Raw genomic sequence first — 12,133 nt, forward strand, 5'->3', positions numbered from 1 at the left:
AGGAGCTTTAAAATCAATGAGATTGAGATGGGGAATTGTAGCTCAATTTTTTTATGTGGGTGCCCAAGTTTGTGTTGGAAGTTTTTTTATTAAAATGGCTACTACAACAGCGGGACTAGAAGAGGGTACTGCTGCCAAATATTTAGGATTTTTTGGATTAGCCTTTATGTTAGGGCGTTTTGCAGGAACTTTTTTGATGCAATACATACAACCAAGAAAACTATTAATAACGTATGCCTTCATCAATATTCTCTTGTCATTGTTGGCTATAACGGGAACAGGGATAGTAGTTGTTTATACTTTAATAGCCATTGCATTTTTTATGAGTATCATGTTTCCAACCATTTTCTCTATGGGAATTGATGGGCTTGGGCATAATACTAAAATTGGATCTTCATTGATAGTGATGGCAATTGTGGGCGGAGCACTATTACCTCCTGTATTGGGTATGATTTCAGATAGTACGGGTAATATTCAAAACGGATATATAGTTCCCTTAGTCTGTTTTACAGTAATATTATTGTTTGCCTTTAATGTACATAAAACAAATAAAGCATAAATTCTATTTATATAATATGTTAGAAAATAAAATTAAAAGACTGGTTATCAAAATGCATCCAAAGGATAATGTTTTGGTGGCTTTAACGGATTTGCAAAAGGGCGAAAGTGTTCTTTATGACTCTGAAACATTCGCTTTACAGGACACTATTAAAGCGAAACACAAATTTTATATCACTGATATGGTTGCTAATCAAGAAGTGATAATGTACGGCGTATTGGTTGGAAAAGTTCAGTATGATGTTGCCAAAGGAAGTTTAATGACAACCGATAATCTCAAACACGCTGCAGAACCCTATGGATATCGTGAAACTTCTTTTTCATGGCAGTCTCCAGATGTTTCAAAATATAAAAACAGAACATTTAATGGTTATAAAAGAAAAGATGGACGAGTAGGAACGGCCAACTATTGGTTGTTTGTACCTACCGTTTTTTGTGAAAACAGAAATTTAGATGTAATAAAGGAAGCACTTCATAACGAATTGGGTTATTCAGTAACTGATAAGTATGCACAATTCACGAATCAACTATTGAAAAGCTATCAAAATGGGGAAGATATTGCTTCAATTGATTTGCAATTAACACCAACTAGCAAATCCAATCGAGTATTTAAAAATGTAGATGGAATAAAATTTCTGAATCATCAAGGAGGTTGTGGAGGGACACGTCAGGATGCAGCCACATTAAGTGCTTTATTGGCTTCTTATGCTAATCATCCTAATGTGGGCGGCATCACGTTGTTGAGTTTGGGCTGTCAACATTTGCAAGTGCAAGATTTTGTTGATGATGTTAAAAAACAAAATCCAGCATTCGATAAGCCACTGTTTATCTTTGAACAACAGCAAACGGAAAGTGAAGAAATATTAGTTGCCAATGCTATTAAAAAAACATTTGAAGGCTTAATTGAAATCAATCAATGCGAAAGAACAGCAGCTCCTTTGAGCGAATTATGTATTGGTGTGAAATGTGGCGGAAGTGATGGTTTTAGTGGCGTTTCTGCGAATCCAGCCGTAGGATACACTGCCGATTTGGTCGTGGGATTAGGCGGAAAAATTCTTTTGGCAGAGTTTCCAGAATTATGTGGAGTGGAACAAAATTTAATTGACCGTTGTGTTTCTGAAGAAACAGCCCATAAATTTATAGATTTAATGGAATCGTATGATGCATTGGCCCATAAAGTAGGTTCAGGTTTCCACATGAATCCATCACCAGGAAATATAAAAGACGGTTTGATTACGGATGCCATCAAAAGTGCCGGCGCAGCCAAAAAAGGAGGGACGGCGCCTGTGGTAGATGTACTTGATTATACTGAACTGGTAACGGAACCGGGATTAAATTTGGTTTGTACTCCAGGAAATGATGTAGAAGCGACCACAGGACAAGCTGCTTCGGGAGCTACATTAATTTTGTTTACAACAGGCTTAGGGACACCAACAGGTAATCCCGTTTCTCCAGTAATAAAAGTGGCTACCAACTCAATCTTAGCTGAAAAAATGAACGATATTATTGATATAGATTGTGGTTCAATAATCAGTGGTGAAAAAACCATTGAGGAAATGGGTGAAGAAATTTTGGAGTACTGTATAAAAGCGGCAAGCGGTGAAATTATTCCTAAAGCGGTACAGTTAAATCAAGATGACTTTATTCCATGGAAACGCGGAGTATCTTTGTAATTTTTTTAAATAATAATCTTTATAACTCATATTAAAATGTTTTCATTACAAAATAAAAAAGCAATTATAACTGGTGGAGGTAGCGGAATAGGAAAAGCAATTTCTCTATTATTCGCCAAGCAAGGAGCCGAAGTTCATATCTTGGAACTTTCTAAAGAAAGTGCCCAATCTACAGTGGATGAAATAACGACAAGTGGAGGCAAAGTGTTTGCACACGCCTGCAATGTTGCCAATCAGCAGGAAGTGATGGCGACTTTTGAGAAAATTGGAAATATCAATATACTTGTGAACAATGCAGGAATTGCACATGTGGGTAAAGTCGATACCACACCCGAAGCCGATTTTGACCGAATTATGAATGTGAATGTGAAAGGAGTGTACAATTGTTTGCACGCTTCGATTCCGCAATTCAGGAAATCAGGAGGAGGAGTAATTGTTAATATGGCTTCGATTGCTTGTTGGGTGGGAATTCCTGATAGATTTGCGTATTCTACAGCCAAAGGCGCCGTGATGGCAATGACTTTATCGGTAGCTAAAGATTATCTTACTGAAAATATTCGTTGCAATTCGATTTCTCCAGCAAGGGTGCATACGCCTTTTGTAGATGGATTTATTTCTAAAAATTATCCAGAAAACGAAGCCGAAATTTTTGAAAAATTATCTAAATCACAACCAATTGGTCGTATGGGAAAACCAGAAGAGATTGCGACACTGGCTTTGTTCCTTTGTAGTGATGAAGCTGGTTTTATTACGGGCTCTGATTATCCTATTGATGGTGGTTTTATAAAATTAAATAATTAATGAAAATAGCCTTATTCATACCCTGCTATATAGATCAGTTTTATCCACAAGTAGGAATTGCTACGCTACAATTGTTAGAAAAGTTAGGATGCAATGTTTCATTTCCTTTGAAGCAAACTTGTTGCGGTCAGCCTATGGCTAATAGTGGTTTTTCTAGTTTGAATAAAGGTTGTGATGTCAATTTTGTTGAAAATTTTTCAGGCTTCGATTATATTGTGGCTCCTTCGGGAAGTTGTGTTTTGCATGTAAAAGAACATTTAAAAGACGATTCACATACTGAAGAAGCTAAAAAGATTCGCAATACCACTTATGAACTCACAGAGTTTTTAACCGATATTTTAAAAGTTGAAACTATTAATGTCAGTTTTCCATACAAAGTAGGTTTGCATAACAGTTGTCATGGTCAAAGAGGATTAGGACTTTCTTCTATGTCAGAAAGAATGTTGCCCGAATTTTCGAAACCAGAACAGTTGCTCAATATGGTGAAAGGTATTCAATTGAGTAAGCCAAAACGCAATGATGAATGCTGCGGTTTTGGAGGTACTTTTTGTATATTTGAAGAAGCCATGAGTGTAAAGATGGGCAAGGACAGAATAAAAGAACATAATGTAAATGATGTTGAATATATCACAGGTGTCGATACCAGTTGTCTGATGCACTTGGAAGGAATACTAAAAAGACAAGGAAGTAAGATAAAAACAATTCATATCGCAGAGATATTAAATAGTTCGTTATAAGTTGAAACTTAGTAGTTATACGCATTCCTATTTAAAATAGAAACCCAATTGAATTCCTTCTCGGTTTCCTCTACTTCGGAGAGGATTGGCGAAAGGACGATAAGAAATTATGAAAACAACGCATGCTGCATTAGCGGAAAAATTTATAGCTGACGAGCCAAGAACCGACTGGCACGACGAAACCCTGTGGTTTGTTCGTGAGAAGCGGGATAAAGCTGCGTATGGTTTGCCGGAATGGGAGCAACTAAGGGAATGGGGTTCACAGATAAAAAATCACACGCTTTCCAATCTTTCTAATTATTTAAAAGAATTTGAAGAAAAGGCTCTTGCCAATGGAATAAAAGTGCATTGGGCTGCTGATGGAGCCGAGCATAATAAAATAATCCACGAGATAATCCGCAAGCATAATATTCAAAAAATTGTGAAGAGCAAAAGTATGCTCACCGAAGAATGCCATTTGAATGAATATTTGCTGGAGAATGGTATTGAGGTTGTGGATACTGATTTAGGGGAACGCATTGTTCAATTTAGAAAAGAACCACCAAGCCATATTGTATTGCCGGCAATTCACTTAAAAAAAGAAGATGTAAGTGCCACTTTTCACGAGCATTTACAAACTGAAAAAGGAAATAATGATCCACAGTATTTAACCGAAGCTGCAAGACAACACTTGCGAGATAAGTTTGTTCAGTCACAATTGGCGATTACGGGTGTCAACTTTGCGATTGCCGAAACGGGTGGTTTTGTGGTTTGCACCAATGAAGGAAATGCCGATATGGGTGCACATACAGCTCCCGTACATATTGCCTGCATGGGTTTTGAAAAAATTATTCCAAAGGCAAAACATCTTTCGGTATTTCTGCGTTTATTAGCAAGAAGTGCCACCGGACAACCCATTACCACTTATTCGAGCCATTTTCACAAACCCAGACCCAATCAAGAAATGCATATTGTAATTGTTGATAATGGTCGCAGCCGACAGTTGGGTCGGGAAGATTTCAGGAATTCGTTAAAGTGTATTCGTTGTGCGGCCTGTTTCAATACTTGCCCAGTTTACCGTCGTAGTGGAGGACATAGTTATCATACCGCAGTGGCAGGGCCTATTGGTTCTATTCTGAATCCAAATTTAGATATGAAAGCCAACGCTGATTTGCCATTTGCATCAACCTTATGCGGTAGTTGCACCAATGTTTGTCCAGTAAAAATAAATATCCATGAGCAGTTATGGAAATGGAGACAAGTGATTGTTGCGGAAGGTTATGTAGCCACAACTAAGAAAATTGCAATGATGGGAATGGATTTTGTATTGTCGAATCCAAAAGCGTATCGGTTGGTTGGAAAAATGGGAAGATGGGTTATGCATGTATTTCCTTTTGTAGTCAACAATAAATTAAATGTTTGGTACAAACATAGAGTAATGCCTGAAGCACCTAAGGAATCTTTCCGGGATTGGTATTTAAAAAACAAAAAAACGGACAACAAAAGTAGATGAGTGCAAGAGAAAATATATTAAATGCCATAGCGATCAATCAACCAGAATTAGTGGCACTTCCTGAAATGGATAGAAATGCAGTAATTTGTTATGAAGATGATTATGTACAGTTTAAAACAGTATTAGAAAGTATTGGTGGTAAAGTAAAATTGATTTCAGATATTACGGTATTAAAAGATCAATTAATTACAGATAAGGCGAACGGAAATTTTGTAGTGAATACAATAGCAGCACTTGCCGATGTAGATGAGCATGTAGTTTCTTTACCTGCATTTAAATTAGAAAAATTAGAAAAAGCCTATATTAAAGGTACTGTGGGAGTAGCTGAAAATGGTGCTGTATGGATTTATGAAAGTCAAATGACGAATAGGTTATTGCCTTTCATTTGTCAGCATTTGGTTTTGCTAATCGATAAAAAAGATATTGTACCAACAATGCATCACGCTTATGATACTATTGATGTCGATAAAGAAGGATTTGGAGTTTTTATTGCCGGACCTTCTAAAACTGCCGACATAGAACAATCACTAGTAATTGGTGCTCACGGAGCAAGAAGCACCACAGTCTATATAGTAGAGTAAATTAAATATAAACATATAAAAAAATGAAACTAATACGTTTTGGAGAAGCCGGTAAAGAAAAACCAGGTATTATAATTGGAGAAAAAAGATTTGATGCATCCTCAATTGTTGCGGATTATAATGAAGCATTTTTTGAAGAAAATGGACTAGAAAAATTAAAAGCAGCATTAGAAAACAATCCTGTTTTACCTGAAGTTGATGCTTCAGTACGTTTGGGTTCACCAGTGGCAAGACCTTCTAAAATAATATGCATTGGATTAAACTATGTAGATCATTGTAAAGAAACTAATGCACCAATACCAGAAGAACCGATTATCTTTTTTAAATCGACTACTGCTTTGTGTGGACCGAATGATGATTTAATAATTCCAAAAAATAGTGAAAAGACGGATTGGGAAATTGAATTGGTATTTGTTGTTGGCAAAAAAGCGAGTTATGTAGAAGAAGCAGATGCTATGGATTATGTAGCGGGTTATTGTCTGCATAACGATTACAGTGAAAGAGCTTTTCAATTGGAACGTGGCGGACAATGGGCTAAAGGAAAAGGATGTGACACATTTGCACCACTTGGTCCCTTTATGGCAACAACAGATGAGATTGCAGATGTAGATAATTTGTCAATGTGGTTGACAGTAAATGGGAAAACATTCCAAAAGAGTAATACCTCAAATTTAGTTTTCAAAATTCCTTTCTTGGTTCATTACCTGAGCCAGTTTATGACATTGCTTCCAGGGGATATTATCAGTACAGGAACGCCTCCAGGTGTTGGTTTAGGAATCAAACCAGAACCTATTTATCTTAAAGTCGGAGATGTGGTTGAATTAGGAATGGAAGGTTTAGGAACAAGCAAACAAGTGGCGGTGGCTTATAGTAGATAATCATGGCAACACAAAAATATTGTTTGGCTCTGGATTTGAAGGAAAATCAGCAATTGATGGCTGAGTACAAAGCTTATCATCAAGAGATTTGGCCAGAAATTATAAAAAGTATCAAGGATTCGGGAATTGAAGTACTGGATATTTATTGTATTGGAAATCGTATGTTTATGATTATTGAAGCCAATGAAGATTTTTCTTTTGAGAAAAAAGCAGCAATGGATGCCAATAACCCTAAAGTTCAGGAATGGGAAGAACTGATGTGGAAGTTTCAACAATCTCTGCCATTTGCAAAGTCAGGGGAAAAATGGATGCTGATGGAAAAAATATTTGAATTGAAATGAGAATAGACAGCCATCAACATTTTTGGAAGTATCATCCAGTAAAAGACGCTTGGATTAGCGATGATATGAAGGCGATTCAGCGTGATTTTTTGCCCGCTGACTTATTGCCTTTACTCAAAGAAATGGATATCGATGGTTGCGTGTCAGTTCAGGCCGATCAAAGTGAAGAAGAAACTCGTTTTTTATTGCAACTGGCAACAGAAAATGATTTTATCAAAGGAGTTGTGGGCTGGATAGATTTAAGAGCCGAGAATCTGGAAATAAGGCTGGAGCATTTTTCAAAGTATAAAAAGCTGAAAGGTTTCCGACATATTGTTCAGGGAGAATCGGAGGTTGATTTTTTGCTTAGGGAAGATTTTTGCATGGGAATATCAAAATTGGCAAAGTATAATTTCACCTATGATTTATTAATTTCTCCCAAGCATTTGCCTTATGCAACGGCATTGGTAAAACGCTTTCCACAGCAATCTTTTGTAATAGACCATTTGGCAAAACCTGATTTTAAACAAATCGATTTTGCCGTATGGGAAAAAGAGATTAGAGCAATAGCAGCTTGTCCCAATGTGATGTGTAAGGTTTCGGGTTTGGTTACGGAAGCGGATTGGAACAATTGGAAAAAATCTGATTTTGACTATTGTTTAAATGTGGTTACTGAGGCATTTGGAATTCATCGTCTGATGTTTGGCAGTGACTGGCCTGTGAGCTTGTTGGCATCATCTTATGAGGAATCATTGGGTATTGTCGAGCATTATTTTTCAAAATTTTCGAATGAGGCGCAAGATAAACTCTGGGGAGGAAATGCAATAGAATTTTATCATTTATAAAAAAAGAAAATGAATTTAGATTTAAATAACAAAATAATTATCGTAACCGGAGGTGCCAAAGGAATTGGTTTAGGAATCTGTAAAGTCTTGGCTTCAGAGGGAGCAATCCCTTTTATTATCGGAAGGAATGAAGCCGATAATTTGAAGGCAGTTAAGGAAATTGAAGCTGCCGGTGGCAGTGCAAAATATGCCCAAGCTGAATTGACAGATCCAGAAGATTGCGAAAAAGCTATAAAGCAAGTCGTGAACGAATGTGGACGAATTGACGGGCTTATCAATAATGCGGGTGTGAATGATGATATTGGACTCGAAAGCGGGAATTACGCATCTTTTATGGCTTCATTGCATAAAAATCTGGTGCATTATTATTTGATGGCGCACTATGCTTTGCCTGAATTAAAAAAATCCAAAGGAAATATTGTCAATATAGGTTCAAAAACCGCCGATACCGGTCAAGGAAACACCTCGGCTTATGCAGCTTCAAATGGTGGGCGTAAAGCCTTAACCCGAGAATGGGCGGTAGAATTATTGAAATATGGTATCCGTGTGAATGCGGTAATTGTGGCGGAATGTTTTACCCCATTGTATGCAACTTGGGTAAACTCATTTGACAATCCCGAAGAAAAGTTAAGAGAAATTTCGGATAAAATTCCATTCGGAAAAAGAATGACTACAACCGAAGAAATAGCCAATATGGTTGTCTTTCTTTTATCTGAAAAATCAAGTCACACCACTGGTCAGATAGTTTATGTGGATGGTGGATATACGCATTTAGACAGGGCTTTATAGAAATATTTTTGGAATGTTATTTATTATCCAATTTAAAAGTGTCAGAAAAAAGAATTCTTATTTAGAGTATCTAATCTTTTGGATCTCTCTACAACAATCATAACTCCAATTATGTCGTTTTTGATATAAAATACAAACAAAAAAGTCACTCATCGGCGGCTTTCTTTAAAGGCAGAAGAATTGAAATCTTTAATCATCCCGATTTAAAACCAAAATATAGTACGCTTTCAAGTTATATCGCCCTGAATAGTTAGAATTAGGATACTGGGTTCAGCAATCCAAAATCCACTGTCAAAAACATTCTTAATAACTTTGACGATTTCCTCTTTTAAAATGGGTTGACATTCCCTATATTAGCACTCCCGAGGTCAAAGCGAAAAACATTGACCGAACTGAACGTAGTTAAATTCGATAAAATTTAAAATGTCCGATCAAAATCAATATACCGAAGACAATATTCGGTCACTAGACTGGAAAGAACACATCAGAATGCGTCCCGGAATGTACATCGGGAAACTCGGTGACGGTTCTTCGCCAGATGATGGTATTTATATTCTTCTCAAGGAAGTCCTAGATAACTGTATCGACGAATTCGTTATGGGAGCTGGCAAAACCATTGAAGTAACCATCAAAGATAAAACGGTTTCCGTTCGCGATTATGGTCGTGGAATTCCGCTTGGAAAAGTGATTGATGTAGTTTCCAAGATGAATACAGGAGGGAAATACGATTCTTTGGCTTTCAAAAAATCAGTAGGTTTAAATGGTGTTGGAACAAAAGCCGTGAATGCTTTGTCTAATTATTTCCGTGTAGAATCCGTTCGTGACGAAAAGCAAAAAGCTGCCGAATTCTCAGGAGGAAGTTTGGTTTTGGACGAAGATATTATTGAAACGACCAAGCGAAAAGGAACCAAAGTTACTTTCATTCCGGATGAAGCGATTTTCAAAAATTACAAATTCCGTTTTGAATACATAATCAAAATGCTCAAAAACTATTGTTATCTAAACAATGGTTTGACCATTTTATTCAACGGCGAAAAATATTTTTCCGAAAATGGATTGAAAGATTTATTGGAAGAAACCATCAGCGTCGAAGATTTAGAATATCCAATTATTCATTTAAAAGAAGGCGATATCGAAATTGCCTTAACGCACAGTAAAACCCAATATTCAGAGGAATACCATTCGTTTGTGAATGGTCAAAACACCACTCAAGGTGGAACGCATTTAGCGGCTTATCGTGAAGCTATTGTAAAAACCATTCGAGAATTTTATAACAAACCTTTCGAAGCTTCGGATGTGCGAAAATCAATTGTTACTGCGATAAGCATCAAGGTAATGGAACCAGTTTTCGAATCGCAGACCAAAACTAAGTTAGGTTCGACTGATATGGGTTCAGAACCTGGAATGCCTTCGGTTCGTACTTTTGTTAATGATTTTGTGAAAAATAAATTAGACAGTTATTTGCATAAAAATCCTGCAACTTCTGATGCTTTATTGCGCAAAATTTTGCAAGCAGAAAGGGAACGTAAAGAACTTTCAGGCATTCGAAAATTAGCGAAAGATAGAGCCAAAAAAGCGAATTTGCACAACAAGAAATTACGTGATTGCAGAGCACATCTTACCGATACAAAAAACCCAAGAAATCTCGAAAGTACCCTTTTTATTACCGAGGGAGATTCGGCTTCGGGTTCGATAACGAAATCTCGTGACGTGAATACGCAAGCCGTTTTCAGTTTGCGTGGAAAGCCGTTGAATTCGTATGGAATGAGCAAGAAGATTGTGTATGAAAACGAAGAATTCAACTTGTTGCAAGCCGCTTTGGACATTGAAGACGACATGGAAAATTTGCGTTACAACAACATCGTGATCGCCACCGATGCCGATGTCGATGGCATGCACATTCGCTTATTATTGATTACGTTCTTTCTTCAATTTTTTCCAGAATTAATCAAAGAAGGGCATTTGTATATTTTGCAAACGCCATTGTTTAGAGTTCGAAATAAGAAAGAAACGATTTATTGCTATTCTGAAGACGAGCGAAAAGAGGCCATAGAAAAACTAAAACCAAAACCAGAAATCACTCGATTTAAAGGTTTGGGAGAAATATCGCCAGATGAATTCAAGAATTTTATTGGAGAAACCATTCGGTTGGATCCGATTATGATGGATAAAAATACTTCGGTGGAGCAATTGTTGTCTTTCTATATGGGAAAAAATACGCCAGACCGACAAGAATTTATCATCAAGAATTTGAAAGTGGAATTAGATACAATAGAAGCAAGTTAGAAAAAAAATGGACGAAGACGAAGATAACATCATTCCCAACGAAGACGAAACTAACGAAGAAGTATTCGAATCTGCAAATGAAGAAGGTTTCGAAGATATAAAAACTTCGGGAGCAATGCAGCATTTTTACGAAAATAACGACGAAGGAACGGACACCATTACCAAGGTAACCGGAATGTACAAAGACTGGTTTTTGGATTATGCTTCGTACGTAATTCTGGAGCGTGCCGTTCCCGCAATTGAGGACGGTTTTAAGCCTGTTCAACGCCGTATTATGCACTCGCTCAAAGAGTTAGATGACGGTCGTTACAACAAGGTGGCGAACGTGGTTGGGCACACAATGCAATACCATCCGCACGGAGACCAAAGTATTGGTGATGCGATGGTGCAGATTGGCCAAAAAGAATTATTGATAGACTGCCAAGGAAACTGGGGAAATATTTTAACGGGTGATAGCGCAGCAGCTTCCCGTTACATTGAAGCGCGTTTGTCGAAATTTGCTTTGGAAGTTTTGTATTCTCCAAAAATCACCGATTGGGGCGTTTCCTATGACGGACGTCGTGCTGAACCCAATAATCTTCCTGTAAAATTTCCATTGCTTTTAGCTCAAGGAGCCGAAGGTATTGCCGTAGGACTTTCAACGAAAGTGTTGCCTCATAATTTTATTGAACTGATTGATGCTTCTATAAAAATATTGAAGGGAAAACCATTCCAAATTTTCCCTGATTTTCAAACCGCAGGAATTGCCGATGTTTCCAATTATAATGATGGAATGCGTGGCGGACGTGTTCGTGTTCGTGCCAAAATTGCTCAATTGGACAAAAATACTTTGGTGATTACCCAAATTCCGTTTTCGACTAATACGACGACTTTGATTGACAGTATTTTGAAAGCCAACGAAAAAGGTAAAATCAAAATCAAGAAAATTGAAGACAATACTGCTGCCGATGTTGAAATTTTAATTCATCTTTTTCCAGGCGTTTCGCCAGACAAAACTATCGATGCTTTGTTTGCTTTTACTGCTTGCGAAACTTCGGTTGCGCCATTGGTTGTGTGATTGAAGACAACAAACCGTTGTTCGTAGGTGTTTCTCATATGTTGAAAATTTCTACCGAAAGAACCGTTGATTTACTTCGACAAGAACTCGAAATTCAATTAGAAGAGCTTAAAAAT

The 12,133-nt window shown here is 37.2% G+C and carries 10 protein-coding genes and 2 pseudogenes; all 12 read left to right on the forward strand.

The window, feature by feature from the left end:
* Nucleotides 1-559: pseudogene (locus PHC28_RS09055) on the forward strand (glucose/galactose MFS transporter); the annotation flags it as partial.
* A gap of 16 nt (nucleotides 560-575) precedes the next feature.
* Nucleotides 576-2,231: a UxaA family hydrolase gene (locus PHC28_RS09060; protein WP_300099005.1), complete on the forward strand. Its 1,656-nt coding sequence runs from the start codon at nucleotides 576-578 to the stop codon at nucleotides 2,229-2,231.
* A gap of 36 nt (nucleotides 2,232-2,267) precedes the next feature.
* Nucleotides 2,268-3,032 carry an SDR family NAD(P)-dependent oxidoreductase gene (locus PHC28_RS09065; RefSeq protein WP_300099008.1) on the forward strand — a complete coding sequence of 255 codons (765 nt, stop codon included), beginning with the start codon at nucleotides 2,268-2,270 and terminating at the stop codon, nucleotides 3,030-3,032.
* The gene (locus tag PHC28_RS09070) at nucleotides 3,032-3,769 is read left to right on the forward strand and encodes a (Fe-S)-binding protein (RefSeq protein WP_300099011.1); all 738 of its coding nucleotides are present in this window, start codon (nucleotides 3,032-3,034) and stop codon (nucleotides 3,767-3,769) included. Before PHC28_RS09065 ends, PHC28_RS09070 begins: the two co-directional genes overlap by 1 nt.
* 109 nt (nucleotides 3,770-3,878) lie before the next feature.
* A complete protein-coding gene (locus tag PHC28_RS09075; protein ID WP_300099014.1) occupies nucleotides 3,879-5,261 on the forward strand; it encodes a lactate utilization protein B in 1,383 nt (460 codons plus the stop codon).
* A complete protein-coding gene (locus PHC28_RS09080) occupies nucleotides 5,258-5,842 on the forward strand; it encodes an LUD domain-containing protein (RefSeq protein ID WP_300099017.1) in 585 nt (194 codons plus the stop codon). The genes PHC28_RS09075 and PHC28_RS09080 overlap by 4 nt, the downstream gene beginning before the upstream one ends.
* 23 nt (nucleotides 5,843-5,865) lie before the next feature.
* Nucleotides 5,866-6,720, forward strand: a complete 855-nt coding sequence (locus tag PHC28_RS09085) for a fumarylacetoacetate hydrolase family protein (RefSeq protein WP_300099020.1) — start codon at nucleotides 5,866-5,868, stop codon at nucleotides 6,718-6,720.
* A 2-nt stretch (nucleotides 6,721-6,722) separates the two neighbouring features.
* Nucleotides 6,723-7,061, forward strand: coding sequence for an L-rhamnose mutarotase (locus tag PHC28_RS09090; protein ID WP_300099023.1), 339 nt, complete (start codon nucleotides 6,723-6,725; stop codon nucleotides 7,059-7,061).
* Nucleotides 7,058-7,885, forward strand: coding sequence for an amidohydrolase (locus tag PHC28_RS09095; RefSeq protein WP_300099026.1), 828 nt, complete (start codon nucleotides 7,058-7,060; stop codon nucleotides 7,883-7,885). Before PHC28_RS09090 ends, PHC28_RS09095 begins: the two co-directional genes overlap by 4 nt.
* Before the next feature lie 9 nt (nucleotides 7,886-7,894).
* Nucleotides 7,895-8,674, forward strand: coding sequence for an SDR family oxidoreductase (locus tag PHC28_RS09100; RefSeq protein WP_300099029.1), 780 nt, complete (start codon nucleotides 7,895-7,897; stop codon nucleotides 8,672-8,674).
* 423 nt (nucleotides 8,675-9,097) lie between these two features.
* Nucleotides 9,098-10,960, forward strand: a complete 1,863-nt coding sequence (locus PHC28_RS09105) for a DNA topoisomerase IV subunit B (protein ID WP_300099032.1) — start codon at nucleotides 9,098-9,100, stop codon at nucleotides 10,958-10,960.
* Between the two features lie 7 nt (nucleotides 10,961-10,967).
* A pseudogene (locus tag PHC28_RS09110) lies at nucleotides 10,968-12,133 on the forward strand (DNA gyrase subunit A); the annotation flags it as partial.

Origin of the sequence: Flavobacterium sp. (genome assembly GCF_028712645.1) — a bacterium.
Lineage (GTDB): Bacteria > Bacteroidota > Bacteroidia > Flavobacteriales > Flavobacteriaceae > Flavobacterium.